The sequence below is a fragment of the Pseudomonas moorei genome (genome assembly GCF_008801475.1).
In the GTDB taxonomy this organism is placed as follows: Bacteria; Pseudomonadota; Gammaproteobacteria; order Pseudomonadales; family Pseudomonadaceae; genus Aquipseudomonas; species Aquipseudomonas moorei.
Genome location: NZ_VZPP01000009.1, coordinates 81,864 through 108,494 on the forward strand (window position 1 = coordinate 81,864; position 26,631 = coordinate 108,494).

General features: G+C 58.3%; 24 protein-coding genes. 18 read left to right on the plus strand and 6 right to left on the minus strand.

The window, feature by feature from the left end:
• Positions 1 to 65 precede the first annotated feature (65 nt).
• From F7R06_RS18265 to ccoM, 3 genes are all read left to right on the plus strand, one after another.
• Entirely contained in the window at positions 66 to 407 is a 342-nt protein-coding gene (locus F7R06_RS18265; RefSeq protein WP_090317173.1) for an aspartate-semialdehyde dehydrogenase, read from the plus strand.
• 100 nt (positions 408 to 507) lie between these two features.
• Complete coding sequence (locus F7R06_RS30780; protein WP_007998358.1) at positions 508 to 669, plus strand: hypothetical protein; 162 nt, start codon at positions 508 to 510, stop codon at positions 667 to 669.
• A 142-nt stretch (positions 670 to 811) separates the two neighbouring features.
• On the plus strand, positions 812 to 928 hold the full coding sequence (gene ccoM, locus F7R06_RS31260; protein WP_046816669.1) for a cytochrome c oxidase subunit CcoM: 117 nt from the start codon (positions 812 to 814) through the stop codon (positions 926 to 928).
• Between the two features lie 183 nt (positions 929 to 1,111).
• Here ccoM and F7R06_RS18270 read toward each other — a convergent pair whose 3' ends face one another.
• Both F7R06_RS18270 and F7R06_RS18275 read right to left on the minus strand, forming a co-directional pair.
• Positions 1,112 to 2,587 (minus strand): inorganic phosphate transporter, encoded by a 1,476-nt coding sequence (locus F7R06_RS18270; protein ID WP_090317175.1) that lies wholly within the window; start codon positions 2,585 to 2,587, stop codon positions 1,112 to 1,114.
• A 375-nt stretch (positions 2,588 to 2,962) separates the two neighbouring features.
• Positions 2,963 to 3,163, minus strand: a complete 201-nt coding sequence (locus tag F7R06_RS18275) for a hypothetical protein (protein ID WP_090317178.1) — start codon at positions 3,161 to 3,163, stop codon at positions 2,963 to 2,965.
• Between the two features lie 686 nt (positions 3,164 to 3,849).
• Here F7R06_RS18275 and pcaR point away from each other — a divergent pair.
• From pcaR to F7R06_RS18340, 12 genes are all read left to right on the plus strand, one after another.
• Complete coding sequence (pcaR, locus tag F7R06_RS18280) at positions 3,850 to 4,692, plus strand: pca regulon transcriptional regulator PcaR (protein ID WP_090317180.1); 843 nt, start codon at positions 3,850 to 3,852, stop codon at positions 4,690 to 4,692.
• A gap of 288 nt (positions 4,693 to 4,980) precedes the next feature.
• Complete coding sequence (gene pcaK, locus F7R06_RS18285) at positions 4,981 to 6,327, plus strand: 4-hydroxybenzoate transporter PcaK (RefSeq protein WP_090317181.1); 1,347 nt, start codon at positions 4,981 to 4,983, stop codon at positions 6,325 to 6,327.
• A 161-nt stretch (positions 6,328 to 6,488) separates the two neighbouring features.
• Positions 6,489 to 7,346: a CoA transferase subunit A gene (locus tag F7R06_RS18290; RefSeq protein ID WP_090317183.1), complete on the plus strand. Its 858-nt coding sequence runs from the start codon at positions 6,489 to 6,491 to the stop codon at positions 7,344 to 7,346.
• A complete protein-coding gene (locus F7R06_RS18295; protein WP_090317186.1) occupies positions 7,346 to 8,125 on the plus strand; it encodes a CoA-transferase subunit beta in 780 nt (259 codons plus the stop codon). The genes F7R06_RS18290 and F7R06_RS18295 overlap by 1 nt, the downstream gene beginning before the upstream one ends.
• Complete coding sequence (gene pcaF / locus F7R06_RS18300) at positions 8,122 to 9,327, plus strand: 3-oxoadipyl-CoA thiolase (protein ID WP_174552467.1); 1,206 nt, start codon at positions 8,122 to 8,124, stop codon at positions 9,325 to 9,327. The genes F7R06_RS18295 and pcaF overlap by 4 nt, the downstream gene beginning before the upstream one ends.
• A 36-nt stretch (positions 9,328 to 9,363) precedes the next feature.
• On the plus strand, positions 9,364 to 10,068 hold the full coding sequence (gene pcaH / locus F7R06_RS18305) for a protocatechuate 3,4-dioxygenase subunit beta (protein WP_090317192.1): 705 nt from the start codon (positions 9,364 to 9,366) through the stop codon (positions 10,066 to 10,068).
• A 1-nt stretch (position 10,069) separates the two neighbouring features.
• Positions 10,070 to 10,636 carry a protocatechuate 3,4-dioxygenase subunit alpha gene (pcaG, locus tag F7R06_RS18310; RefSeq protein WP_090317196.1) on the plus strand — a complete coding sequence of 189 codons (567 nt, stop codon included), beginning with the start codon at positions 10,070 to 10,072 and terminating at the stop codon, positions 10,634 to 10,636.
• Positions 10,637 to 10,758: 122 nt separating this feature from the next.
• The gene (locus F7R06_RS18315) at positions 10,759 to 12,063 is read left to right on the plus strand and encodes an MFS family transporter (protein WP_090317199.1); all 1,305 of its coding nucleotides are present in this window, start codon (positions 10,759 to 10,761) and stop codon (positions 12,061 to 12,063) included.
• A 45-nt stretch (positions 12,064 to 12,108) separates the two neighbouring features.
• Positions 12,109 to 13,473, plus strand: coding sequence for a 3-carboxy-cis,cis-muconate cycloisomerase (locus F7R06_RS18320; RefSeq protein WP_090317201.1), 1,365 nt, complete (start codon positions 12,109 to 12,111; stop codon positions 13,471 to 13,473).
• Positions 13,474 to 13,484: 11 nt separating this feature from the next.
• Positions 13,485 to 14,276 carry a 3-oxoadipate enol-lactonase gene (pcaD, locus tag F7R06_RS18325; protein ID WP_090317204.1) on the plus strand — a complete coding sequence of 264 codons (792 nt, stop codon included), beginning with the start codon at positions 13,485 to 13,487 and terminating at the stop codon, positions 14,274 to 14,276.
• A gap of 11 nt (positions 14,277 to 14,287) precedes the next feature.
• Complete coding sequence (gene pcaC, locus F7R06_RS18330; protein WP_090317206.1) at positions 14,288 to 14,680, plus strand: 4-carboxymuconolactone decarboxylase; 393 nt, start codon at positions 14,288 to 14,290, stop codon at positions 14,678 to 14,680.
• Between the two features lie 341 nt (positions 14,681 to 15,021).
• Positions 15,022 to 15,501, plus strand: a complete 480-nt coding sequence (locus tag F7R06_RS18340) for a hypothetical protein (protein ID WP_090317209.1) — start codon at positions 15,022 to 15,024, stop codon at positions 15,499 to 15,501.
• A 197-nt stretch (positions 15,502 to 15,698) separates the two neighbouring features.
• On the opposite strand, the gene F7R06_RS18350 is transcribed toward F7R06_RS18340, so the two are convergent.
• The gene (locus tag F7R06_RS18350) at positions 15,699 to 16,958 is read right to left on the minus strand and encodes an OprD family porin (protein ID WP_090317212.1); all 1,260 of its coding nucleotides are present in this window, start codon (positions 16,956 to 16,958) and stop codon (positions 15,699 to 15,701) included.
• A 495-nt stretch (positions 16,959 to 17,453) separates the two neighbouring features.
• Here F7R06_RS18350 and F7R06_RS18355 point away from each other — a divergent pair, with 495 nt between their 5' ends.
• A complete protein-coding gene (locus tag F7R06_RS18355; protein ID WP_090317215.1) occupies positions 17,454 to 17,963 on the plus strand; it encodes a hypothetical protein in 510 nt (169 codons plus the stop codon).
• Positions 17,964 to 18,073: 110 nt separating this feature from the next.
• Here F7R06_RS18355 and emhC read toward each other — a convergent pair whose 3' ends face one another.
• From emhC to emhA, 3 genes are read right to left on the minus strand one after another with little or no spacing between them, the layout of a single operon-like run.
• On the minus strand, positions 18,074 to 19,534 hold the full coding sequence (gene emhC / locus F7R06_RS18360) for an efflux RND transporter outer membrane subunit EmhC (protein WP_090317218.1): 1,461 nt from the start codon (positions 19,532 to 19,534) through the stop codon (positions 18,074 to 18,076).
• Positions 19,534 to 22,695 carry an efflux RND transporter permease subunit EmhB gene (gene emhB, locus F7R06_RS18365; RefSeq protein ID WP_090317221.1) on the minus strand — a complete coding sequence of 1,054 codons (3,162 nt, stop codon included), beginning with the start codon at positions 22,693 to 22,695 and terminating at the stop codon, positions 19,534 to 19,536. Before emhB ends, emhC begins: the two co-directional genes overlap by 1 nt.
• Positions 22,696 to 22,698: 3 nt before the next feature.
• A complete protein-coding gene (emhA, locus tag F7R06_RS18370) occupies positions 22,699 to 23,856 on the minus strand; it encodes an efflux RND transporter periplasmic adaptor subunit EmhA (protein WP_090317224.1) in 1,158 nt (385 codons plus the stop codon).
• A gap of 267 nt (positions 23,857 to 24,123) precedes the next feature.
• Here emhA and emhR point away from each other — a divergent pair, with 267 nt between their 5' ends.
• Both emhR and F7R06_RS18380 read left to right on the plus strand, forming a co-directional pair.
• Positions 24,124 to 24,756, plus strand: a complete 633-nt coding sequence (gene emhR / locus F7R06_RS18375) for an efflux system transcriptional repressor EmhR (RefSeq protein ID WP_090317226.1) — start codon at positions 24,124 to 24,126, stop codon at positions 24,754 to 24,756.
• A 916-nt stretch (positions 24,757 to 25,672) separates the two neighbouring features.
• Complete coding sequence (locus F7R06_RS18380; protein WP_090317229.1) at positions 25,673 to 26,566, plus strand: transporter substrate-binding domain-containing protein; 894 nt, start codon at positions 25,673 to 25,675, stop codon at positions 26,564 to 26,566.
• Positions 26,567 to 26,631: the final 65 nt, after the last annotated feature.

The following is a 26,631-nucleotide window of genomic DNA, read 5'->3' on the forward strand; positions in this document are numbered from 1 at the left end:
TTGCGACCGATGGCTCAAGTCGCCCTCTGCGCGGCCGACAGCCTGCTCACAGGAGACTGATAAATATGCTGCCACCGATGCTCCCCTTGAGTGCCGTACCAATCACCTCACAGCATGACCCGGTCCGTCCGCGCCCTGACATCGCGCCCGTGGTTCCTGCGCAGGAGAGTTCCAGCGACAGCACGATCGACCTGAAACATCGCGATTCTGACGAAGCTACCTTGCTGTTGCGTGAGGAGCAGCGTCGGCAGCAGGAACGCCGGCGCCGCCGTCGGGAAGCCGATGATGACCCCGAAGCGCACTTGGCGATTCCGGGCGATGAACTTAACGCCGATAACACCGTGCCGGTGGCGCCACTGATGGAGGATCAGCCCCGTCAAGGTTTGTGGGTGGATATCGAGATTTGAGTTGGCGGCTGGTCAGCGCCGTCGTCAGACCGCATTATTGGCAAAATCCTGCCAACCGATGCGGCAGCGCACCCTCAATTCAAGCGATGCACTTAACGCCATGAGCCAAGACGACAAGCTGATCGACCTCAACGCCGAACGCGCCAAGCGTATCCATGACCTTAATGACAAACGCCTGAATGAAGTGCGCCAGGCGTTCGAGCAAGCGATGCCTTTGGGCAAAGCCAAGAAAAAGCCAAAAAACAAACCGAAAAAGCGTTAAACCCGTAGCGCTAATTGATGTAGGTCAGTTTTTCCCCTCCTTTATCCCCGTTATCGGGCGACATTGACCCCGGTCAATATTTTCTCCTGCCTGTTTGGTTAACTTAATCCCATCGCAACAAGGCAACTGCAGGAGACGCGTCATGTTTTTCGACAACGTGGTGATCGCTGGAGTGCTGACCGTCAGCCTCATGTTTGTTTTTTTTGCAGGATTCGGATTGTTTATCTGGAAGGACTCGCACAAGCGGAAAAAACCGTAAGTCTTTCTCGATGTAATGGGCACGCAAGGCATTTTGGGCAACTTCGGTTGCCCTTTTTTTTGTCTGCGAAAAACTGACCGACAATGCAGGGCTCGTACACAGGAGGATTGCTGTTTCTGCAGAATTGCAGCAATAAAAAAGGCGCGGTCCTTGCGGAGCGCGCCTTTTCCGTTTGGCTGCGTATCAGCTGCCGAGTGCCTTCGAGGCCAGCCAGAACAGACCGGCCGACAGGCCCACCGTGGCTGGCAGGGTCAGGACCCAGGCCAGCAGGATGTTTCTGACGGTGCCGCCTTGCAGTCCGCTTTTGTTGGCGACCATGGTACCGGCCACACCCGAGGACAGGACGTGAGTCGTGGACACCGGCAGGCTGAAGATGTTGGCCATGCCGATCAGGCTCGCGGTGGTGATCTGTGCCGACATGCCCTGGGAATAGGTCATGCCCTGCTTGCCGATCTTCTCGCCGATGGTCAGTACCACGCGTTTCCAGCCGACCATGGTGCCCAGGCCGAGGGCCAGTGCGACCGCCAGAATCACCCAGAACGGGGCGTATTCGGTGGTGGTGGTCAGGTCTTTGCGCAGCTTGTCCAGGTCAGCTTTTTCTCGTGCTGCCAGGCCAGGCAACTTGCTGACTTTCTTCGCCGTGTCGTCCAGGCAGAGCAGGTAGCGACGAACTTCGATGCGGTGTTCCGACGTCAGCGAGTGGTAGTCGGCTACGCCCTTGAGCGTGCCAAGCAGGGCGGTAATGGTCGGTTCGGTCTGTTGCGGGTTGCAACGGAATTTCTCCGGAAGATCGCCTTCCACGCTCTTGCCCAGGGCCAGGAACTCACCCAGGGTTTCGTGGTTGCGCTGGTAGAACTGACTCAGGTGCAGGGTCGCGTCGCGGGTGCGCTCGATCTGGTAAGTGGTGCTGTTCAGGTCAAGCACGAACTGCGCCGGCACGATACCGATCAATACCAGCATGATCAGGCCAATACCTTTCTGGCCATCGTTGGAACCGTGCACGAAGCTCACGGCCATTGCCGAAATCACCAGCACCAGGCGGTTCCAGAATGGCGGATGTTTCTTGTCGTCGATCTTGCGGCGCTCTTCCGGTGTCTTGTGCATCTTCGACAGCGGACGCCACCATTTGAGACCGATCAGGATCAATGCGGCGATCAGGAAACCCGCCATCGGCGAGAACACCAGCGATGCGCCGATATCAATCGCTTTCTGCCAGTTCACCCCGTCGGCCAACGGAATGTCGTTGATCAGGGCGTTGGCCAGACCGACGCCGAGGATCGAGCCGATCAGGGTGTGGGAGCTGGAGGCGGGGATACCGAAATACCAGGTGCCCAGGTTCCAGGCGATGGCGGCGGCGAGCAACGAGAACACCATTGCCAGGCCGTGGCCGGTATTCACATTGATCAGCAGCTCCACCGGCAGCAGGTGAACGATGGCATACGCCACGCCAACGCCGCCCAGCAATACGCCGAGGAAATTGAACACACCGGAAAAAAACACGGCCAGATGGGGCGGCATTGCTTTGGTGTAGATAACAGTGGCGACCGCGTTAGCGGTGTCATGAAATCCATTGATGAACTCGAAGGCGAGGACAAAAGCCAGGGCGAGCAAGAGGCTCACAAGCACCCAAGCATCCAGTCCGCTGAATAAATCGATCATGAAGGTTTTCTGACCCGGTCATAAGGGGGCGCGATTATGCCAGAAAAGACTGTGAATCGATGCACTTGCTGCTCATCGGTAACATTCTTCAACGAATTATTTTGTATCCATACCCGAAGCGTCAGTGAATTTTCGGGTTTCACAAGTCGTTGAATTTATTTGGAAAGCCTTGCGCCACAAGGGTTTCCCTCACCGGCAGGCGGGGCTGAGTACTTGTGTGAAAATTCTGAAATGAGGGTCAGATATGAGCCTTTTACCTCGTCCGATGGACAAGATAGCTTCAGCCCGCTCGTGGCGGGCGTAAAAGGCAACATCAGTACATCCCGCTTTTAACGGGGCAAATGCAGACCCTTGAAAGGATTCAGGCCGAAGCAGTCATGGCTCTTCGGCTTTGAGTTCCTTTTCCATTTTCTGCAATTCCTGAATGAAAGCCTGATCCTGAACGGTGGCGCGTTTACGCCAGGGTTTGCGTTCCGGCTCGGGCTGGGCGGCGTAGGTGGTGACTTCCCCGCCGTAAACTTCCTTGTAACGTTGTTCCTGGCGCTCAAGTTCCGCGCGCAGTTCGTCTTTCGTCACAGTGCTACCTGATTGAGTTGAGATGAATTCTGGTGAATCGCGCTGCGTTCAATGTATTGACCACACTCGTCGAACCAACGAGGCTCGAAAACCATCGTTTTCGGTTGTGTGATCGATACTTCCGTTTTGCAGGCGGCTACGGCACCAGAGATAAACAGCTGACGTAGCATCAGTATCCTATTTCGGCGAGCGCGATGGCGAACCTTGTGCGGTCAGCGTCGGGCACTTGCCGGGGGCAGCAGCGATGGAACATCGCGCCACCGGGTAGCGTGTTCGGCGAATAAAATGCCGCTTGGCTACTGTTTGTATTATAGCGAGCGAATCACAGAACACTATCGCCAACTCAGTAAAAGTAGATATTGATGTGTGATTGTGTTGTTGCAGGCAACTTTTAGTGTGAACTAGATCGTTGGCCGGTATCACTTTGCAGCGATGCCTTTCTGGCGCCATTAAGTCGAACAAGTAAGGCAACTATAGCGAAGCCTGAAGTCCGCATTGGCGCCTGGGTAAAAGCGTATTAAGGAAGACAGCACGACCCGGTCAGTGAGCGTACGGTTCACGGACTGCGTCAATTGCGATTATCGGTCGATGGTTCGATAATCGCCCAATGTTGGCGGTGCGGGCTTGTATAGCAGGTCGATAGCCGCTTGTAATAGTCGCTGATCCGTGTGGGAAAAGGACCTTAAATGAACGATCAAATGCGTAACTCCTTCGCTTCAGTGGCACCGCCGATCGTTGCCTCGCCAGCCAAGCGGATCCAGGCCCTGACCGGCGATCCGGATTTCATGACCTCCCTGGCGCGTGGATTGGCCGTCGTGCAAGCATTCCAGGAGCGCAAGCGGCACCTGACCATCGCCCAGATCAGTCATCGCACGGAAATTCCCCGCGCCGCCGTGCGCCGTTGCCTGCACACGCTGATCAAACTCGGCTACGCCACCACCGACGGGCGCACCTATTCCCTGCTACCCAAAGTGCTGACCCTCGGGCACGCCTATGTCTCTTCCACGCCGCTGGCAGTCTCTGCCCAGCCGTATCTGGACCGCATGAGCGAGCAACTGCATGAGGCCTGCAACATGGCGACCCTGGAAGGTGATGACATTTTGTACATCGCCCGTTCGGCGACCACTCAGCGTCTGATTTCCGTTGATCTCTCGGTGGGCGGGCGCTTGCCGGCCTATTGCACGTCGATGGGCAGGATCCTGCTCGCTGCGCTGGACGACACGTCGCTGGGTGAATATCTCGACCACGCCGACCTGCAAGCCAAGACCAGTCGAACCATCCACACCCCCGAAGCACTGCTGGAGTGCCTGCAAGAAGTGCGGCAACAGGGCTGGTGCATCGTCGATCAGGAGCTGGAACAGGGGCTGCGCTCGATTGCCGTTCCGGTGTACGACGCGTCCGGCCAGGTCGTCGCGGCCCTGAACGTCAGCACCCACGCCGGGCGAGTCAGTCGCAACGAACTGGAGCAGCGCTTCCTGCCCGGCCTGCTGAGTGCCAGCCGCGACCTCAGTTCCCAGCTGTTCACCTAAGCTGTTCGATAAACGCACAGAGTCGCGTTTGGCGAATTGACGCTCTTTCCTCAGGCTCATTAATGTCGCGGCAGCGTCACCCGGCGCTGTCGATGCCGATTCGGCGACGGACGACGACCCCATAATAATGAGAAGAGGCCCCCCTATGCGCATGTTCCCCACCTGCTGGCGTTCCCGTTGTTTTTCTTGCCAGACCTGGATCGCCTGATCCCGACACCCCTTTCCCAGTAACAGCGTCAGCCGCGGCTGGCAGCTGTTCGACTGCGTTTTTTGCGTGGAATAAAAACAATGAACCAGCCTCAGTCTGCTGTAGGTCACTGCCTTGATGTGCAGTCCTTCATCAACGCTCAACCCATTTCGCGCTATCAGTGGCGCGTGGTGATCCTGTGTTTCCTGATTGTCTTCCTCGATGGCCTCGACACGGCCGCCATGGGGTTTATCGCGCCGGCCCTGTCCCAGGATTGGGGCATTGATCGGGCCAGCCTTGGACCGGTGATGAGTGCGGCACTGATCGGCATGGTCTTCGGAGCACTGGGCTCCGGTCCCTTGGCTGACCGCTTCGGGCGAAAAGTCGTATTGGTGGGGGCGGTGCTGTTGTTCGGTGCGTTCAGCCTGGCCTCGGCCTACAGCACTAATGTCGACCAGTTGCTCGTGCTGCGTTTCCTGACCGGCCTGGGACTGGGGGCGGGTATGCCCAACGCCACGACGCTGCTGTCGGAATACACCCCGGAGCGCAAGAAATCCTTGCTGGTGACCAGCATGTTCTGCGGTTTCAACCTTGGTATGGCCGGGGGCGGATTCATCTCCGCCAAGTTGATACCGACGTTCGGCTGGCACAGCCTGTTGCTGATCGGTGGGATCCTGCCCTTGATCCTCGGTGTCGTGTTGCTGCTGTGGCTGCCGGAATCGGCGCGCTATCTCGTCGTGCGCAACCGTGGCACCGACAAAGTGCGCAAGGCGCTGGCGCCGATTGACCCGACAGTGGTGGCCCAGGCTTCCAGTTTCAGCGTGCCGGAACAGAAAACCGTGAAGGCGCGCAACGTGTTCGCGGTGATCTTTTCCGGCACCTACAGCGTCGGCACTTTGTTGTTGTGGCTGACCTACTTCATGGGGCTGGTGATCGTGTACTTGCTGACCAGTTGGTTGCCGACCCTGATGCGTGACAGTGGCGCGAGCATGGAACAGGCAGCCTTCATCGGAGCCCTGTTCCAGTTCGGCGGGGTGTTGAGCGCCGTGGGTGTGGGTTGGGCGATGGACCGGTTCAATCCGCACAAGGTCATCGGCACTTTCTACCTGTTGGCCGGGGTGTTTGCCTACGCGGTGGGGCAGAGCCTGGGCAACATCACGATATTGGCGACCCTGGTGCTGATCGCCGGGATGTGCGTCAACGGTGCGCAATCGGCAATGCCTTCGCTGGCTGCGCGGTTCTATCCGACCCAGGGGCGTGCCACCGGGGTGTCGTGGATGCTCGGTATTGGCCGCTTCGGCGCCATCCTTGGTGCGTGGATGGGCGCAACGCTGTTGGGCCTGGGCTGGAACTTCGAACAGGTGCTGACTGCGCTGGTGATTCCGGCGGCTCTGGCCACTACGGCGGTGGTGATCAAGGGCCTGGTCAGCCATGCGGATGCGACCTGATCGACGATCGGTAGTTAGACAACAATGTGTTCGATAAACGAACACTCAGTCGATTATCGGATTGTTTGGCGTTTTTCAGGGGCTTAATCTTCAGTCATTCCGGCGCCGCGCATCGGCGCCTTCTTCCACTGTCGGTTAATAACAAACGGGAGCCTGCCCCAATGGCTGAAATTCTTTCGCTGCACGACGCGGTGAAGCAATTCGTAAACGACGGCGATACGGTCGCGCTCGAAGGCTTCACTCACCTGATCCCGACGGCGGCGGGTCACGAAATCATTCGCCAGGGCAAGAAAGACCTGACCCTGGTGCGAATGACCCCTGACTTGATCTACGACCAGTTGATCGGTGCCGGTTGTGCCCGCAAGCTGATTTTCTCCTGGGGCGGCAACCCGGGTGTCGGTTCTCTGCACCGCCTGCGCGACGCCGTCGAAAAACAGTGGCCGCATGCGCTGGAAATCGAAGAACACAGCCACGCCGACCTGGCCAATGCCTACGTCGCGGGGGCTTCCGGCCTGCCGTTTGCGGTACTGCGCGCCTACGCCGGTTCCGACTTGCCGAAGGTCAACCCGCTGATCAAATCCGTCACCTGCCCGTTCACTGGCGAAGTGCTGGCCGCCGTGCCTTCGGTGCGTCCGGACATCACCGTGATCCACGCGCAGAAAGCCGACCGCAAAGGCAACGTATTGCTGTGGGGCATCCTCGGCGTGCAGAAAGAGGCCGCCCTGGCCGCCAAGCGCTGCATCGTGACCGTTGAGGAAATCGTCGACGACCTCTACGCGCCGATGAATGCCTGTGTCCTGCCGACCTGGGCCTTGAGTGCGGTCTGCCACGTACCCGGCGGCGCGCATCCTTCCTACGCGCACGGCTACAACGAGCGCGATAACCGTTTCTACCAGGCCTGGGACCCGATTGCCCGCGACCGTGAAACCTTTACCGCCTGGATCAACGAGTACATCCATGGCAGCGCTGACTTCAGCGAGTTCCAGGCCAAACTGGCCGCCGCTTCGGAGGCTAAGTAATGACTTACACCACCAATGAAATGATGACCGTCGCCGCCGCTCGCCGTCTGAAGAACGGTTCGGTGTGTTTCGTCGGTATCGGCCTGCCATCGAAAGCGGCCAACCTGGCGCGCCTGACGTCCTCGCCGGATGTCGTGCTGATCTACGAGTCGGGTCCGATCGGTGCCAAACCGAGCGTACTGCCACTGTCGATTGGTGACGGTGAACTGGCGGAAACCGCTGACACCGTGGTGCCGACCGGTGAGATTTTCCGCTATTGGCTGCAGGGCGGGCGCATTGACGTCGGTTTCCTCGGTGCCGCGCAGGTCGACCGTTTCGGCAACATCAACACCACCGTGGTCGGTGATTACCACGCGCCGAAAGTGCGTCTGCCGGGTGCCGGTGGGGCTCCGGAGATTGCTGGTTCGGCCAAAAGCGTACTGATCATCCTCAAGCAGTCGTCCCGTTCGTTCGTCGACAAGCTCGACTTCATCACCTCGGTCGGCCACGGTGAGGGCGGCGATTCGCGCAAGCGTCTGGGTCTGCCAGGCGCCGGTCCGGTCGGCATCATTACCGACCTGTGCATCATGGAGCCGGAGGCGGGTACCAACGAGTTCGTGGTGACCGCGCTGCATTCGGGCGTGACCCGTGAGCAAGTGGTTGCTGCCACCGGTTGGCCGATCCGTTTTGCCGATCACGTCGAAACCACTGCCGAACCGACCGAGGTCGAACTGACGGCATTGCGTGACCTCGAAGCCCGCACTGCAGCGGCCCATGGCCAAGCCCCCGGAGAAGCGTGATGCGTGACGTTTATATCTGCGACGCGATTCGTACCCCCATCGGCCGTTTCGGCGGTGGTCTGTCGGGTGTTCGCGCCGACGACCTGGCCGCCGTGCCGATCAAGGCGCTGATGGCGCGTAACCCGTCGGTGGACTGGAACGCGGTGGACGAGGTGTTCCTCGGCTGCGCCAACCAGGCCGGTGAAGACAACCGCAACGTGGCGCGTATGGCGCTGCTGCTGGCGGGGCTCCCGGAAACCATTCCGGGCGTGACCCTCAATCGCCTTTGCGCTTCGGGTATGGATGCGATCGGCACCGCATTCCGGGCGATTGCCAGCGGTGAAATGGAGCTGGCGATTGCCGGTGGCGTCGAGTCGATGTCCCGCGCGCCGTTCGTGATGGGCAAGGCCGATGCCGCGTTCTCGCGCAACATGAAGCTCGAAGACACCACCATTGGCTGGCGTTTCATCAACCCGTTGATGAAAGCCCAGTATGGTGTGGATGCGATGCCGCAGACCGCCGACAACGTGGCTGACGATTACAAAGTCTCCCGCGCCGATCAGGACGCCTTCGCCCTGCGCAGCCAGCAACGCACCGCCGTCGCCCAGGCTGCCGGCTTTTTCGCCGAAGAAATCGTCGAAGTACGCATTGCCCACAAGAAGGGTGAAACCGTGGTCAGCCAGGACGAGCATCCTCGCGCCGACACCACCCTCGAAGCCCTGACCAAACTCAAGCCGGTCAACGGTCCTGACAAAACCGTGACCGCTGGCAACGCTTCCGGCGTGAACGATGGTGCGGCGGCGCTGATCCTGGCCTCGGCTGAAGCGGTGAAAAAACACGGCCTGACCGCTCGCGCCAAGGTGCTGGGCATGGCCAGCGCCGGTGTTGCACCACGGGTGATGGGCATTGGCCCGGTGCCGGCGGTGCGCAAACTGACCGAGCGCCTGGGCGTGGCGGTGAGTGATTTCGACGTCATCGAACTCAACGAAGCCTTCGCCAGCCAGGGGTTGGCGGTGCTGCGCGAGTTGGGGATCGCGGACGACGCGCCGCAGGTCAACCCGAACGGTGGCGCCATTGCCTTGGGTCATCCATTGGGCATGAGCGGTGCTCGGCTGGTCTTGACTGCTTTGCACCAGCTGGAAAAAACCGGTGGCAAGAAAGGTCTGGCGACCATGTGCGTCGGCGTTGGCCAAGGGCTGGCGTTGGCAATCGAACGCGTCTGACACGCTTCGAAGAAAAGAACAACAGAGGAATGCTTCATGACTGACAAGCCTGGTTACCGTCGTCCGCAGGAAGGCACTCAGCCGCCTTACCTGCACCCGACTTATCAATCCACCAACCTGCGCTCGCCGTCCAAGCCTCTGGTGTTCTTGCCCCATTCGCTGTCGGAAATTACCGGGCCGACCATTGGCGCCGAGCGCATCCACGAGCAGGACAATGACCTGACGGCTCAGCATAAGGGCGAGCCGTTGGGTGAGCGCATCATCATCCACGGCCGCGTGCTGGACGAGAACGGTCTGCCGGTGCCGGGGATTCTGGTGGAAATCTGGCAGGCCAATGCTGCCGGTCGCTACAACCATGCTCGCGATCTGCACGACGCGCCCCTGGACCCAAATTTCACCGGCACCGGCCGCACCGTCACTGACGCCGATGGCTGGTACCAGTTTCAGACCATCAAGCCCGGCGCCTATCCGTGGGGCAACCACCACAATGCCTGGCGCCCGGCGCATATCCATTTCTCTCTGTTCGGGCCGAGCATCCTGACGCGCCTGGTCACGCAAATGTACTTCCCGGGCGACCCGCTGTTGGCGTACGACCCGATCTACAACTGCGTGCCCGACACCCGCGCCAAGGAACGCTTGATCGCCAGTTTCGATCTGGAAAAAACCATCCCTTCCTACGCCCTCGGTTATCGCTGGGACATCGTGTTGCGCGGCCGCGATGCCACGCCGATGGAGAAATAAGATGACGCTGACTGCGACCACGTCCCACACCGTTGGACCGTACTACCACATCGGTTTGACCTGGTTGAACCGCGAAAACCTGACGGTCGAAAAAACCCTGGGCGAGCGCGTGGCCATCACCGGGCAGGTGCTCGATGGCAACGGTGACGTTGTCAACGATGCGATGCTGGAAGTCTGGCAGGCCAATGCTGCCGGCAAATACGACCATCCGGAAGACGACCAGGACAAACCCCTGGACCCGCACTTCGAAGGCTTTGGTCGTATACCCGTGGATGCCGAAGGGCGTTTCCGTTTCACCACCATCAAGCCAGGCACGGTGGAAGGCCTCAAGGGTACGACCCAGGCGCCGCATCTGGTGGTGCTGGTGTTTGCGCGCGGTTTGGTGAAGCACTTGCTGACGCGGATTTACTTCGACGGCGAACCGGCCAATGTGTCGGACCCGCTGCTCGAGTGCGTGCCGGCCGAACGCCGTGGCACCTTGCTGGCGAAGCAGGATGCGTCCGGTGTTTATCAGTGGAACGTTGTTCTGCAGGGTACCGATGCCGAGACGGTGTTTTTTGATTATTGAGTGAACAATGCATCCCCTGTAGGGGCTGGCAAGCCAGCTCCTACAGGGGATTGATGCATCTGCGGAACGGGGCTGTTGCAAAGTGTGTCTAGACTCTCACTGTCCCCCTTGAGTGAAAAACAATGACAACCAACACCGTTACAGAACCTCTATACACCGGCGAAGAACGTAACAAAAGGATCTTCGCCATTGTCGGCGCCTCGTCCGGCAACCTGGTTGAATGGTTCGATTTCTACGTATACGCCTTCTGTGCGATCTATTTCGCGCCTGCCTTTTTTCCGTCCGATAACCCTACGGTACAGCTGGTCAACACGGCGGGTGTGTTTGCCGCCGGGTTCCTGATGCGGCCGATTGGCGGATGGATCTTTGGCCGAGTCGCGGACAAGCACGGGCGCAAGAATTCGATGCTGATCTCGATTCTGATGATGTGCTTCGGCTCATTGCTCATCGCTTGCCTGCCGACCTACCACAGCATCGGCGTCTGGGCACCGATCATGTTGCTGTTCGCCCGTTTGCTCCAAGGGCTTTCGGTGGGTGGCGAATACGGCACCACCGCCACCTATATGAGCGAAGTCGCGCTCAAGGGGCAGCGTGGCTTCTTTGCTTCTTTCCAGTACGTGACGTTGATTGGCGGGCAGTTGCTGGCCGTTTCCCTGGTGGTGATCCTGCAACAGTTCCTCAATGAGGACGAATTACGTGCTTACGGCTGGCGGATCCCGTTCGTGGTCGGTGCGGTGGCAGCGCTGATTTCGTTGTTCCTGCGTCGTACGCTCAAAGAAACCACCAGCAAGGAAATGCGTGAAAACAAGGACGCCGGCAGCATCGGCGCGCTGTTCCGCGACCATAAAGCCGCGTTCATCACCGTGCTCGGCTACACCGCCGGCGGCTCGCTGATTTTCTACACCTTCACCACCTACATGCAGAAGTACCTGGTGAACACTGCCGGCATGCCCGCCAAGACCGCCAGTTACATCATGACGGGCGCACTCTTCCTTTATATGTGCATGCAGCCATTGTTCGGCATGCTCGCCGACAAGATCGGCCGCCGTAACTCGATGCTCTGGTTCGGCGCCCTCGGTACGCTGTTCACCGTGCCGATTCTGCTTAGCCTGAAAAGTATCAGCAGTCCGTTCCTCGCCTTCATGCTGATTACCGTGGCGCTGGCGATCGTCAGTTTCTACACCTCGATCAGCGGTCTGGTGAAAGCCGAGATGTTCCCGCCGGAAGTCCGGGCACTGGGCGTGGGCCTGGCTTATGCGGTCGCGAATGCGATCTTCGGCGGTTCGGCGGAATATGTGGCCTTGAGCCTTAAAGCGGGAGGCATGGAAAACTCTTTCTACTGGTACGTGACCGTGATGATGGCGATCGCGCTCCTGTTCAGCCTGCGCCTGCCCAAGCAAGCGAAGTACCTGCATCACGACCTTTGAACCATACCCGCGGGCCCGAGCGGCCCGCGCCTTCAGGGACTGTTTATGAACGAGCGACCGGGCAATCAATTGTTCGATGCCTATTTCACTGCCCGCGATATGCGTGAAGTGTTCTGCGATCAGGGCCGGGTTCAGGCCATGCTCGATTTCGAAGCGGCGTTGGCCCGGGCCGAGGCGCGGGTCGGGCTGATTCCGCAGACGGCGGTGGCACCGATCGAAGCGGCGTGCCAGGCCGGGCATTACGATTTTGCCGCTCTGGGCGAAGCCATTGCCACGGCGGGTAATTCGGCGATTCCGTTGGTCAAGGCCTTGGGCAAACAGATCGCGGCGAACGATGCCGAAGCCGAGCGCTATGTGCACCTGGGCGCCACCAGTCAGGACGTGATGGACAGCGGCCTGGTGCTGCAACTGCGCCGGGCGCTGGAACTGATCGACAGCGATCTGGCGCAACTGGGCCAGACCCTCGCCACCCAAGCCCAACGCTATGCGGCCACACCGCTGGCCGGTCGAACCTGGTTGCAACACGCGACGCCGGTCACCCTCGGCATGAAGATCGCCGGCTGGTTGGGTGCAGTCACCCGCAGCCGCCAGCGTTTGCTCGAACTCAAACCGCGTTTGCTGGTGCTGCAGTTCGGTGGCGCCTCGGGCACCCTCGCGGCACTCGGTGAGCAGGCAATGCCGATTGGCCAGGCCTTGGCCGAAGAACTGCACCTGACCTTGCCCGATCAACCCTGGCACACCCAGCGTGATCGTCTGGTGGAATTCGGTTCGGTGCTGGGTTTGATCGCCGGCAGCCTCGGCAAGCTCGGGCGCGACATCAGCCTGTTGATGCAGACCGAAGCCGCTGAAGTGTTCGAGCCTTCGGCACCGGGCAAGGGTGGTTCCTCGACCATGCCGCATAAACGCAACCCGGTGGGCGCGGCGGTGCTGATCGGCGCGGCGACTCGCGTGCCGGGCCTGCTCTCGACGCTGTTCAGTGCCATGCCGCAGGAACACGAGCGCAGCCTGGGGCTGTGGCATGCCGAATGGGAAACTCTGCCGGAGATTTGCTGCCTGGTGTCCGGCAGCCTCAAACAAGCGCTGTTGGTGACCCAGGGCCTGGAAGTGGACGCCGATCGCATGGCGCGCAACCTCGACCTGACCCAGGGCCTGGTGCTTGCCGAAGCGGTGAGCATCGTTCTCGCCCAACGGGTGGGGCGCGATACAGCGCATCATCTGTTGGAGCAATGCTGCAAACGCGCGGTGGCCGAACACCGGCACCTGCGCGCGGTGCTCGGCGACGAGCCGCAAGTGACCGCCGAGCTGTCGGCGGCTGAACTCGATCATCTGTTGGACCCCGCCCATTACCTCGGTCAGGCCCGTACCTGGGTCGAGCGAGCGGTGGCTGAACATTCTGCGTTGACTGCCTGAAGGAGATTGCTGTGGCTTTCGTACAACTCGCCGAGGGCGAACTGCATTACCAACTCGACGGCCCGGCCAATGCGCCGGTGCTGGTGCTGTCCAACTCCCTGGGCACCGACCTGCACATGTGGGACGCGCAAATGGCGGCCTTCACCGAGCATTTTCGCGTATTGCGTTTCGACACCCGTGGCCACGGCCAGTCGCTGGTAACGCCGGGGCCTTATAGCATCGAGCAATTGGGTCGCGACGTGCTGGCACTGCTGGATGCCTTGCACATTGAGCGAGCGCATTTCTGCGGCCTGTCCATGGGCGGCTTGATCGGCCAGTGGCTGGGAATCAATGCCGGCGAGCGCCTGAATTCGTTGGTGGTGTGTAACACCGCGGCGAAGATCGGCGATCCGTCGGTGTGGAATCCGCGCATCGAAACCGTTCTGCGTGACGGTGCGGCGGCCATGGTTGCATTGCGCGATGCGTCGATTGCGCGCTGGTTCACCCCGGACTTCTCTGCCGCCAACCCGGCGGCGGCCAAGCAGATCACCGACATGCTGGCGGCCACTTCGCCTGAAGGCTATGCAGCCAACTGCGCCGCAGTGCGCGATGCCGATTTCCGTGATCAATTGGCCTCGATCAAGGTGCCGCTGCTGGTGATTGCCGGCACCGAAGATGCGGTGACGCCGCCGTCCGGCGGGCACTTCATTCAGGAGCATGTGTCGGGCGCCGAGTACGCCGAGTTCTATGCGGCGCACTTGTCCAATGTTCAGGCCGGCGCCGCGTTCAGTGAGCGTGTGCTGGCGTTTTTGTTGGCTCATTAAGGGGATCTGTCGTGGACGAGAAGCAACGTTACGACGAGGGCATGAAAGTCCGTCGCGCCGTACTGGGCGACGCCCACGTCGATCGCAGCCTGAACGCATTGACCGAGTTCAACTCGGAGTTTCAGGAAATGATCACCCGCCACGCCTGGGGCGACATCTGGACCCGCCCAGGGCTGCCGCGCCACACCCGCAGCCTGATCACCATCGCCATGCTGATCGGCATGAACCGCGAGGGCGAGCTCAAACTGCACCTGCGCGCCGCCGCCAACAATGGCGTGAGCCGGGGTGAGATCAAGGAAGTGATCATGCAGAGCGCGATTTACTGCGGCATCCCGGCGGCCAACGCGACGTTCCACCTGGCTGAGTCGGTGTGGGATGAGTTGGGGATTGAATCGCGGGATTAAGCGGCAAGAATGCAAACCTGTGGGAGATTCTATGTTTGGGGGGAACCCCCAAACATAGAATCTCCCACATTTGATTTCTGCTTACAGCCGGCTGATCGGATAGCTGATGATCAGGCGGTTCTCATCGAACTCGTTATTACTGTAATCCCGGCGCATGGTCAAGTTGCGCTATTTCACACTGATAGTTCAGTGTGGAATCAGCTTGTTGAGTGAAAAATATTAAAGTCTACTAGTTTTGCGTGCCTCATGCTCCTAGCAGTTCTGACAGTAGTATTTACGTGCTTTTGTATTAAGATTTTGTAGGTAAATATCTTTCAAGTTCTGCTATCGAGGTCACTGTAATGAGCGAAGAATTTTTTAAGTTGAATTCGGATTTAGCTTCGGCTGAGGCTGATAAGGATTTTCCCAGTTTGAAAGCAGCTACTGGGGAAATGAAGTTGGAGCTCATTAGGGGTGCTAATGTTGAAAAACTTGTAGCTACCAGTTTTTATATGGGGGCGGGTGAGAATAGGGCTCTAATTTACGCGCACTTTGACGATAAAGCAGATGGTCGTAAAGTTAAATTGGACTGTTATAAAAAGCTGGAAGCGGGGAAGAGCTACAAGTTCTATCCTCACAGCGGCGCAGAACTGTATGTATGGTTTGTTGATAATTATCATGATTCCTTCGGTACAGGAATTCTGGATGTTGAAAAAATTCTAATGCAACCACCTGAGCCTTATATTAAGGGTTCGTTCAATTTTGAGTGTGAAGATACGTCCGGGAGTGGGTTTATGACGGTGGTGGTGAAAGACTTTTGGATTAAAGGCGATATGTCGTAAAGTTAGTAAAGGTTCGTTGTGAAAAGCATGGCATTAACATGCACTGGGCAACTTTACAGCTGCAACCCGGCGACCCACGCGACGTTCCACCGGGCTGAGTCGGTGTGGGATGAGTTGGGGGTTGAGTCGCGGGGGTAAGCGGTAACGGTGAACAACCTGTGGGAGCGAGCAAGCTCGCTCCCACATTTGTTTTGTATTTACAACAGGCTGATCGGGTAACTAATGATCAAGCGGTTCTCATCGAATTCGTTATTGCTGTAATCCCGGCGCATGGTCGAATTGCGCCATTTCACGTTCAGGTCTTTCAGCGCACCGCTCTGCACGGTGTAGCCCAGTTCACTTTCACGACCCCATTCCTTGCCGTCGGTGATGTTGCCAGTATGCACGTTGTCGCCGCTGATGTAGCGGTTCATCAGGGTCAGGCCCGGCACGCCGAGGGCGACGAAGTTGTAGTCGTGACGCACCTGCCAGGATTTTTCCCGGGCGTTGTCATAGCTGGAGTTGTAACTGTCGTTGGCCAGGGTGCCGCCGCTGGTGCCGTTGACCCGCATCCACGGACTGTCGCCGGTGAGCTTCTGCAGGCCGACGTAGAAGGTGCTGCCGCCGTACTTGGCCGAGAACAGGCCGTACATGGTTTTGTTGTCCAGCTCACCGGCGCGGGCGCTGCCGTCATCCTTGCCGTAGAAGAAGCCGAGGTTGGCGCCCAGGGTCCAGTCGCCCAATGGCTGGGTGTGCACCAGGTTGATGAATTGCTGGCTGTAGATGTCCTTGAGTTCAGCGTTCCACACACCGATCTGGGTGCGTTTTTCGTTGAACAGGTATTCGCCGCCCTGGAAGTTGAAACGGTCAGAGGTGAATGCCGCTTTGCCGGTCATCGACATGTCGCTCATGCTGCTGTCGTCACGCGGGCTGTTCTGCCGGAATTGGCCGCCGTAGAGCGTCAGGCCGTCGATTTCCTTCGACGTGATCTGGCCGCCGCGGAAGGTTTGCGGCAGGGAGCGGCCGTCGTCCGAACGAAGGATCGGCAGCACCGGCATCCAGTCTCCCACCTTCGCTTCGGTCTGCGACAGCTTGGCTTTGAACGCCACGTTGGTGCGACCGAAGTTGTCCGCCGGACGGCCATCGTGATCCAGCGGCAGTAACTGTGTACCACCGGTACCTTTGCCGCCGTCGAGTTTCACCGAGTACAGCCCCAATACATCCATGCCGAAGCCGACGGTGCCTTGGGTAAATCCGGATTTGGCATCGAGGATGAAACTCTGCGTCCACTCCTCAGCCTTGCCTTGAGCCTTGGTCGGGTTGGTGAAGTTGCGGTTGATGTAGAAGTTGCGCAGGTTCAGGTTGACCTTGGCGCCTTCGACAAAGCCCGACTCCTCGGCCTGGGCAGGGAGGGTTGCGCTCGCCAGGGCAATGGCGATCAGGCTGGGAACGAAATACGGCGCGGTGGAAGGCTTCATGGGCTCGGGTCTCTCTAATTCTTGGGGGTGAACGGGGGCATGCCGCTACCCGATGGGTGCAGACAAAAAACGGGTTAATTCGGGGGATGAAACCTTGGGGTCAGCCGGACAGGGCAGGGCGCGGGGGCATGGTGTCGAACCTGTTGTTATTGGTCTTGTGGAGCGGATGGTGCGGGGAATGTACTAGATGGTTCAATTGCTGGGAGCGGATTTTGGGCGATTATCGAACGAAAGATTGGACAATGGTTAAGCGCGGCGTAACGGGCTTTTTCACGAGTAGGCTTGCCCACCAATATTATCGATAAAAGCAGAGATTACGATTCGCGTTTATGTGCCGGTATATTTCGTAAAAATATTCAACTCTAAATTGTCGCCTTCCCTTTGTAACTGGTATTTCTGACAGTGGATTAGTCGTTTTTTGGGGAGTAGTGTTTTGTCTCGGATGGTTCAGTAAGTAAGTTTTTCGTAGCAATTTATATATTTGGAGGAAATGACATGTTCAATCTAGATGCTGAAAAGCGTTCATTTACTACTATTGACGTTGCGCATCCACTGTATGAAAAACCAAAAGTCGCTCAGGGCTTTATCAGGCTTGAAGTTACAAGAGGTGATGGCGCTCCGGTATCGATCGAAACTAATTGGATCAGCTTCGCAATGGGGCAGACGAGTTTCGCATTCGAAGCGTATTTTGGGGAGGATACCGGTCATCTGGTGGAAACGGTCGGTTTGATGACCATCATTAAAATGGCGAAGGGAAGTTACGAGATAAGGGATCCATTTGGAAATAAACCTTGGAAGGTGGCTGCGTTATTTGGCAAGGGAAGGCCAGATGAAAATTTGCAAGGTGATAATTTTGGGCAAGGAAAGTTTGTCGTCTCTGAGGTTCTCGACGGGCCCGCGAGAAAATATATTAAAGGTGTATTTGAGTTTACTTTTCTTGATCGAAATAAGGAATTGGTAAGAGTAGAGGCAAAGGAGTTTTTTGCTGAGAGCAATAACGGATGATGTGTTTGAGTTTGTGGTGAGTCAGTTTGAAAGTGCTTTATCGTATGGCAGGGAGTTGTTTTGATAAAGAAGCCCACCAATCGGTGGGCTTCTTATGTTTCACAGCGCTATCAGAAATACTTCATCTTCGGCGCTTCTTCCTTCAACGGCTCGTTCTTCGCCGTCTGCTCGTTCCAGCCACCACCCAGTGCCTTGTACAGATTGACCTGGCTGACCAGTTGCGCCAGACGATCGGTGACCAGCGCTTGTTGGGCGCTGAACAGCTGACGCTGGGCATCGAGGAAGGTCAGGTTGCTGTCGACACCGATGCGGTAGCGGCGCTCGGCCAGACGGTAGTAGTCCTGGTTGGCACTGACGAAGTCTTGCTGTGCCTGCAACTGCTGGACGTAGGTCTGGCGCGCGGCCAGGCCATCGGCGACTTCCTGGAAGGCCGTTTGAATGGACTTCTCGTAGTTCGCCACGCCGATGTCTTTCTGGATCTTCGAGTAGTCCAGGCTGGCGCGCAGGCTGCCGGCGTTAAAGATCGGCAGGTTGATCTGCGGCTGGAACAGCCAAGTGCCCGAACCGCCCTTGAACAGACCGGACAGATCCGGGCTCAGGGTGCCGGCGTTGGCCGTCAGGCTGATGCTCGGGAAGAACGCGGCCCGTGCGGCACCGATGTTGGCGTTGGCAGCCTTGAGGTTGTATTCGGCCTGGAGGATGTCCGGACGACGTTGCAGCAAGTCCGACGGCAGGCCTGGCGGTACATCGGCCAACAGTTCGTCAGACAACGGTCTGGCGGCGGGCAGGTTGGCCGGCACGCCCGTGCCGAGCAGCAGCACCAGGCTGTTTTCATCCTGGGCGACCTGACGGGTGTACTTGGCCAATTGCGCGCGGGCGTTTTCCACCGAGGTACGCGACTGCGCCAGGTCCAGGGCCGAGGCGACCCCCACTTCGTTGCTGCGGGCGGTGAGCCTGTAGCTCTCCTCGAACGCGGCGAGGGTGTCCTGGGTGACTTTCAGCAGTTCCTTGTCGGCTTGCCAGGTCAGGTAGGCATTGGCCACGCTGGCCACCAGACTGATCTGCGTGCTGCGACGGCCTTCTTCGGTGGCGAAGTACTTCTGCAAGGCTTCTTCGCTCAGGCTGCGTACCCGACCAAACAGGTCGAGCTCGTAAGCGCTGATACCGACTGTCGCCGAGTAGGAGCTGTTGATGCCGGCCTGACCGGTTTGCGAGGAGTCGGCCGGAACGCGTTGACGGCTACCGGTGCCATTGGCCGAAACGGCCGGGAACAGGTCGGCGCGCTGGATGCGGTATTGAGCCGCGAACGCATCGATATTCAGGGCCGCGACGCGCAGGTCACGGTTGTTTTCCAGGGCGACCTGGATCAACTGCTGCAGCGCAGGATCATGGAAAAACTGCTTCCAGCCTTGTTCCGCGGCGGCTTGGGCGGGCGCAGGGGCCGGCGAATACGCCGGCCCCTGCGGGTATTGATCCGCCACCGGTGCTTGCGGCTGCTGATAATCTGGTATCAGCGAGCAGCCACCGAGTACGAAGGCGGCGACTGCCAGGGAGAGTAGCGACTTGCTCATTAGCCAGCCTCTTTAGGAGTTTCAGTGGCGTCTTCCTGGTCGACGATTTTACGCTGACCCATGGCCGACACGGTGACGAAGAACAGTGGGACCCAGAAGATCGCCAGTACGGTTGCAGTGATCATACCGCCGATTACCCCGGTACCGATTGCATGCTGGCTGCCCGAGCCTGCACCGGTGGAAATAGCCAGTGGTACCACGCCGAGGACGAAGGCGAGCGAGGTCATGATGATCGGTCGCAGACGCATGCGGCAGGCTTCGATGGCGGCATCGCGCAGACTGCGTCCTTGCTCGTGCAACTCCTTGGCGAACTCGACGATCAGAATGGCGTTTTTCGCCGCCAGGCCGATGGTCGTCAACAAGCCCACCTGGAAGTACACGTCGTTGGACAGACCACGCAGGCTGGTGGCCATCAGCGCACCAATGATCCCCAGCGGCACCACCAACATGACCGCGATCGGGATCGACCAGCTTTCATACAGCGCTGCCAGGCACAGGAACACCATCAGCAGCGACAACGCGTACAGCGCTGGCGCTTGCGAACCGGACAAACGTTCCTCGTACGACAGACCAGTCCAGGAAATACCGACACCCGCCGGCAGTTTCTGGGCAATGGCTTCGACTTCGGCCATGGCTTCACCGGTGGAATAACCTGGCGCCGGAGCACCGAGGATTTCCATTGCTTCCACGCCGTTGTAACGGGCCAGTTTCGGCGAGCCGTAGATCCACTCGCCCTTGGCGAACGCCGAGAACGGAACCATGGTGCCGGTGGTGTTACGCACGTACCACTTCTTCAGATCTTCCGGGCTCATGCGCGCGCCGGGCTGGCCTTGTATGTACACCTTCTTCACCCGACCGCGGTCGATGAAGTCGTTGACGTAGCTACTGCCCAGGGCGATGGACAGGGTGTTGTTGATTTCGGCGATGGTAATGCCCAGGGCACTGGCCTTCTCGTCATCGATTTCCAACTGGTACTGCGGTTCATCGTTCAGTCCGTTCGGACGGACTTGCGACAGCACCTTGCTCTGCGCCGCCATACCGAGGAACTGGTTACGGGCTGCCATCAGCTTTTCGTGACCGATGCCAGCGCGGTCTTGCAGGAACACGTCAAAACCGGTGGCGTTACCCAGTTCCAGTACGGCCGGTGGCGCGAAGGCGAACACCATGGCGTCGCGGAAGGTGAAGAAGTGCTGCTGGGCGCGGGCCGCGACTTTGAACACGTTGTTGTCGGCGTTACGTTCATGCCAGGGCCTGAGCATGATGAATGCCATACCCGAACTCTGGCCACGACCGGCGAAGTTGAAACCGGTCACGGTAAACACCGAGTTCACCGCATCCCCTTCACCACCATCCTTGCCGGGGCGCAGCAGGAATTCACGCATCTCGTCCACGACCACCTGAGTGCGCTGGGCGGTCGAGCCGGCAGGCGTCTGCACCTGGGCGAACAACACGCCCTGGTCTTCTTCGGGCAGGAACGCCGTTGGAATACGGGTGAACAGCCAGATCATGCCGACCACGATCAGCAGGTAAGCCAGCAGGTACGGGGCCTTGTTCGCGAGCATACTGCCCACTCCGCGCTCGTAACTACGTACGCCACGGTCGAAGTTGCGGTTGAACCAGCCGAAGAAACCGCGTTTGGGCGTGCCGTGGTCGCCTTTGGGAATCGCCTTGAGCATGGTGGCGCACAGCGCCGGGGTGAAGATCAGGGCCACCATTACCGACAGGGCCATGGCCGAGACGATGGTGATCGAGAACTGCTTGTAGATCACACCGGTGGAGCCGCTGAAGAACGCCATCGGCAGCAGTACCGCCGACAATACCAGGGCGATACCGACCAGGGCGCCCTGGATCTGCCCCATGGATTTCTTGGTGGCTTCCTTGGGCGACAGGCCTTCTTCGCTCATGACCCGTTCGACGTTTTCGACCACGACGATGGCATCGTCCACCAGCAAGCCAATGGCCAGGACCATACCGAACATGGTCAGGGTGTTGATGCTGAAACCGGCCGCCGCGAGGATTCCGAACGTACCGAGCAATACCACCGGCACAGTCATCGTGGTGATGACGGTGGCGCGGAAGTTTTGCAGGAACAGGAACATCACCAGGAACACCAGCACGATTGCTTCGACCAGGGTTTCAACCACACCCTTGATCGACTCGGTCACCACCGGGGTGGTGTCGTACGGGAACACCACTTCCATCCCTTGCGGGAAGAACGGCTTGAGGTTGTCGATGGTCTTGCGCAGGGCTTTTGCCGTATCGAGGGCGTTGGCACCGTTGGCCAGTTTCACCGCCAGGCCGGAAGCCGGAGCACCGTTGAACTGGGCGTTGATGCTGTAGTTCTCACCGCCCAGGCCGATTTCGGCGACATCCTTGAGGCGAACCTGGGAACCGTCCTTGTTGACCTTGAGCAGGATCTTGTCGAATTGCTCGGCGGTCTGCAGGCGGGTCTTGCCGATGATCGTTGCGTTCAACTGCGTGTTGGGCAAGGCGGGCAGGCCGCCGAGCTGGCCGGACGAAATCTGCACGTTTTGCGCCGCGACGGCGGTTTTGACGTCCACCGGAGTCAGGTTGTAGTTGTTCAACTTGGCCGGATCGAGCCAGATACGCATGGCGTATTGCGAACCGAATACCTGGAAGTCACCGACACCGGCAGTCCGGGAGATCGGGTCCTGCATGTTCGATACGATGTAGTTGGACAGGTCGTCCTTGGTCATGCTGCCGTCGCGCGATACCACGCCGATCACCAGCAGGAAGTTCTTCACCGCCTTGGTCACGCGGATACCCTGCTGCTGCACTTCTTGGGGCAGCAGCGGGGTGGCCAGGTTTAGCTTGTTCTGGACCTGAACCTGCGCGGTATCGGAGTTGGTGCCTTGCTCGAAGGTCGCGGTGATGGTCATGGTGCCGTCGGAGTTACTTTCCGAAGACACATAACGCAGGTTGTCGATACCGTTTAGCTGTTGCTCGATCACTTGCACAACAGTGTCCTGCACGGTTTGCGCGGAAGCGCCCGGGTAGGTCACGGAAATGGCGATCGCCGGAGGCGCAATGCTCGGGTACTGGTTGATCGGTAGCTTGAGGATCGAGAGTGCCCCGACCAGCATGATCACCAGGGCAATTACCCAGGCGAAAATCGGACGGTCGATGAAGAATTTTGACATGGTTTACTCCCCTTTACCGCCAGCGGCTTTATTAGCTGCCTGAGCGGGTGCCGGGTTCTTTGCGCCAACGTTGGTCGCTTCACTGGCTTTGACTTCGATGCCAGGTTTGACGAATTGCAGTCCTTCGGTGATCAACCGATCGCCAGCCTTCAGGCCGTCTTCGATCAGCCACTGGTTGCCGACGGTGCGGCTGGCCTTGAGCTGGCGCAGTTCGACCTTGTTGTCGGGACCTACGACCAGTGCGGTCGGGCTGCCTTTGAGGTCGCGGGTCACGCCCTGCTGCGGAGCCAGAATCGCCGCGCTGTTCACGCCGGCCTGCAGCTGGGCATGCACGAACATGCCCGGCAGCAGCGTATGGTCAGGGTTGGGGAACACCGCGCGCAGGGTCACGGAGCCGGTGGTCTGGTCTACCGAGACCTCGGAGAATTCCAGCTTGCCGTCCAGTTTGTACTGGCTGCCGTCCTCGAGGGTCAGCTTGACCTTGGCGGCGTTGTCGCCAGCCTTTTGCAGGCGACCGCTTTCCAGTTCGCGGCGCAGTTCAAGCAGCTCGACCGAGGACTGGGTCACATCGACATAGATCGGGTCCAGTTGCTGAATCACGGCCATTGCTTCGACCTGGCCGTTGCTGACCAGCGCACCTTCGGTCACCGAAGAACGACCGATACGGCCGGTCAACGGCGCGTAGACCTTGGTGTAGCGCACATTGATCTGGGCGCTTTGCAGCGCGGCTTCCGATTGCAGGCGGTTGGCCACGGCGGTGTCGTATTCCTGACGGCTCACGGCCTGCTCATCGACCAGTTGCTTGTAGCGGTCGGAGATCGATTTGGTCGAACGCAGGTTGGCTTCGGCACTTTTGAGCGTCGCTTCATAGACCGACGGATCGATCTGATACAGCTGCTGGCCGGCTTTGACATCGGCGCCTTCCTTGAACAGGCGCTTGAGAATGATGCCGTTGACCTGGGGACGGACTTCAGCGATGCGGAACGCACTGGTGCGGCCCGGCAGTTCGGACGTCAACGTAAACGTTTGCGGTTGCAGGGTAACGACGCCGACCTGAGGCGGTGGTGCGGCCGGGGCTGCCTCTTCCTTTTTACATCCGCTGAGCAGCGATGCCAGGGCGACGGCGGCGACCAGAGCGGTAACAGCTGGCTTGAATTGCATGAAAATCCTCGGGTCAGGCGCGCAATACACGCACAAGAAAAGATGGAAGGTTAAAAAATGGGTGCCGGGTGGATAAGTAGCTTGCTAAGGAATATACTTACATTCATGGTTGTTTGTAAACACCTTGGCACTGTACCCACACCGTTACAGAAGCCGCTTAAAGGTCCGAATTGTTGGTCCGGGGACGACACCCGAAAGGGCTCGTCCCCCTTTTATTCAGCTGATACTCAAACATCGCTGAAGCATCCTGATTGAGGTTGTACTGCCATGGTCCGTCGTACCAAAGAGGAAGCTCAAGAAACGCGCAGCCAGATACTCGAAGCGGCCGAAAAAGCCTTTTTTGAAAGGGGCGTGGCGCGCACGACGCTGGCCGACATCGCGACCCTGGCCGGCGTCACGCGCGGGGCTATCTATTGGCATTTCAGCAACAAGGCGGACCTGGTTCAGGCCATGCTCGATACCTTGCAGGAGCCACTGGACGAAATGGCCAAAGCCAGCGAAAACGAGGACGAACCTGATCCGCTGGGCTGCATGCGCAAACTGTTGATTCATTTGTTCCATCAAATTGCACTGGACCCGAAAACCCGGCGCATCAACGAAATTCTGTTTCATAAGTGCGAATTCACCGACGAAATGTGCGACCTGCGTCAGCAGCGCGTGTCAGCCATCCTCGACTGCAATGTGCGGATCGGCCTGGCGCTGAGCAATGCAGTGAATCGTGGGCAGTTGCCGGAAAACCTCGACACCGCCCGGGCGGCCATCAGTTTGCACGCCTATATCGATGGCATCCTGTATCAGTGGCTATTGGCCCCCGACAGCTTCGAACTGCACACCGAAGCCGAGCGCTGGGTCGATACAGGGTTGGACATGCTGCGCCTGAGCCCCAGCCTGCGTAAGTGAAACAAAATGCTTAATCGGTTCCGCGTGTGTCAACCGCTGAAGCGGTAGATGAACAGTTATTCACGCGCTTTGCCGTAATGGGGAGCTTTTATATACGTACGTACGCCCGGATGACAGGTAGTGAGCTACGTAATTTGTAGGAATTTTGTGTAGATTCTGTGGGCGGTGTGGGCACTTGGCATAAATCCCAAGCAAAACACCGCACTCTGTAGGAGTGAGCCTGCTCGCGATGGCAGTGGGTCAATCGACCGAAAATTGACGGTGATCACCGACCTCAGACTGTCGTTCAGCTAATGGGTAATTGCACGGACTTGCCCACCCATTTGCATTCGACCTGACCAGTCATTTGCATCGGATTTGACCAGCACGATGCGTGGATGTGAGCGGCAGAGATCGACCCAAAGCGGAAGTGGCCGGCTTGGGAAGCAGACATTCAAGGTCTGACATAGCCCACTGCTACGCGGCCTCGTCGCCCGGCGTCCATGTTGATCGATACGTTAATCCCAGGCTTTAGATGCACCTAAGTGTCAGCGAAAAATCTTCCCTCGATTCCGCAACCCCAAATTCTCCAATCGCAGCGTGGCTCTGAAGCTGACGCGCGGAAGCAGGACGCGCCGATCAGGCTCCTCCGTGAGGAGGCACGAGCAGTTAGTTCAGTCGTAGCAGTGCTAGTGAAACCGGCGGTCCGAGCGGTATAAATTTAATGAAAATTACTAATCTGCCGCCCGGACATCGCGATGGAATTCGTGCGATTTCGCAACATGACTCATTTTTTTGATCTGGCGCAAAGTATTTACCGTCTCTGGGCGTACATTTTTCAATAATGTTTCGTAGACACGCAGGAAATTGGGGCCTTTACGTTTGTCAGTGTGTTTTTGATATTTTTTTGTCTTTTTCATGCTTTCAAGGGAGTCCCATGAAAACCTCATATTTCGTAGCTGCGACAATCCTCGCCGCAGGCTTGTCTGCCATCGCATCTCACGCTAACTCGCAGACACTCGAGAAAGTTGCCGATAGTAATAAAATCACAGTGTCTTACCGCGAGGCATCGGTACCTTTCAGCTACTTGATCAGTCCCACCAAAGCCGTGGGTTTCTCAGTCGATTTAACCGATGCCATCGTTGATGATGTGCGCAGGAAGCTCGAGAAGCCGAACTTGGAAGTGGCTTACATTCCTGTGTCTTCGCAAACCCGCATTCCGTTGCTGGTCAACGGCACCTACGATCTGGAGTGCGGTTCCACCACCAACAACGCTGCGCGTGGCAAGGACGTGGCTTTTGCAATTAGCCATTTCTACACCGGCACGCGTCTTCTGACTAAGAAGACCTCCGGCATAAAGAACTACGCCGATCTCGCAAAGAAGACTGTCGCCAGCACCGTCGGCAGCACGAACGAGAAGGTCCTCCGCCAATACAGTGCCGACAACAATCTGGACGTACAGGTCGTCTTGGGCAAAGACTATGACGACGCCTTGGCGCTGGTTGAAGATGATCGTGCCGTGGCGTTTGCCATGGACGATATTCTGCTGTTTGGCCTCATGGCAAACTCCAAAAATCCCGATTCGCTCGAAGTCGTGGGTGATGCGCTGCAAGTCGAACCCTACGGCTGCATGCTTCGCAAAGATGATCCTGAATTCAAGGAATTGGTCGATGGCACCATAACCCGTCTCATGAAGTCGGGCGAATTCGCAAGGCTATACACCAAGTGGTTTCAATCACCGATTCCTCCAAAAGGAATGAATCTGAACATGCCGATGAGCGAACAGCTCAAAGCCAATCTCGAGGCGCGCAGTGATAAACCAGCGCTGTAATGCTTGAGTGGGTGCGAGCGTCTTCTTTGAAGCGAAAGGACCAAGGTCCGGAATTGGCCGATTAT

Coding starts and splice junctions, on each gene's coding strand:
- F7R06_RS18265 (WP_090317173.1), top strand. CDS start 66: ATGCTGCCACCGATGCTCCCCTTGAGTGCCGTACCAATCACCTCACAG.
- F7R06_RS30780 (WP_007998358.1), top strand. CDS start 508: ATGAGCCAAGACGACAAGCTGATCGACCTCAACGCCGAACGCGCCAAG.
- ccoM (WP_046816669.1), top strand. CDS start 812: ATGTTTTTCGACAACGTGGTGATCGCTGGAGTGCTGACCGTCAGCCTC.
- F7R06_RS18270 (WP_090317175.1), bottom strand. CDS start 2,587: ATGATCGATTTATTCAGCGGACTGGATGCTTGGGTGCTTGTGAGCCTC.
- pcaR (WP_090317180.1), top strand. CDS start 3,850: ATGAACGATCAAATGCGTAACTCCTTCGCTTCAGTGGCACCGCCGATC.
- pcaK (WP_090317181.1), top strand. CDS start 4,981: ATGAACCAGCCTCAGTCTGCTGTAGGTCACTGCCTTGATGTGCAGTCC.
- F7R06_RS18290 (WP_090317183.1), top strand. CDS start 6,489: ATGGCTGAAATTCTTTCGCTGCACGACGCGGTGAAGCAATTCGTAAAC.
- F7R06_RS18295 (WP_090317186.1), top strand. CDS start 7,346: ATGACTTACACCACCAATGAAATGATGACCGTCGCCGCCGCTCGCCGT.
- pcaH (WP_090317192.1), top strand. CDS start 9,364: ATGACTGACAAGCCTGGTTACCGTCGTCCGCAGGAAGGCACTCAGCCG.
- pcaG (WP_090317196.1), top strand. CDS start 10,070: ATGACGCTGACTGCGACCACGTCCCACACCGTTGGACCGTACTACCAC.
- F7R06_RS18315 (WP_090317199.1), top strand. CDS start 10,759: ATGACAACCAACACCGTTACAGAACCTCTATACACCGGCGAAGAACGT.
- F7R06_RS18320 (WP_090317201.1), top strand. CDS start 12,109: ATGAACGAGCGACCGGGCAATCAATTGTTCGATGCCTATTTCACTGCC.
- F7R06_RS18340 (WP_090317209.1), top strand. CDS start 15,022: ATGAGCGAAGAATTTTTTAAGTTGAATTCGGATTTAGCTTCGGCTGAG.
- F7R06_RS18350 (WP_090317212.1), bottom strand. CDS start 16,958: ATGAAGCCTTCCACCGCGCCGTATTTCGTTCCCAGCCTGATCGCCATT.
- F7R06_RS18355 (WP_090317215.1), top strand. CDS start 17,454: ATGTTCAATCTAGATGCTGAAAAGCGTTCATTTACTACTATTGACGTT.
- emhC (WP_090317218.1), bottom strand. CDS start 19,534: ATGAGCAAGTCGCTACTCTCCCTGGCAGTCGCCGCCTTCGTACTCGGT.
- emhB (WP_090317221.1), bottom strand. CDS start 22,695: ATGTCAAAATTCTTCATCGACCGTCCGATTTTCGCCTGGGTAATTGCC.
- emhA (WP_090317224.1), bottom strand. CDS start 23,856: ATGCAATTCAAGCCAGCTGTTACCGCTCTGGTCGCCGCCGTCGCCCTG.
- emhR (WP_090317226.1), top strand. CDS start 24,124: ATGGTCCGTCGTACCAAAGAGGAAGCTCAAGAAACGCGCAGCCAGATA.
- F7R06_RS18380 (WP_090317229.1), top strand. CDS start 25,673: ATGAAAACCTCATATTTCGTAGCTGCGACAATCCTCGCCGCAGGCTTG.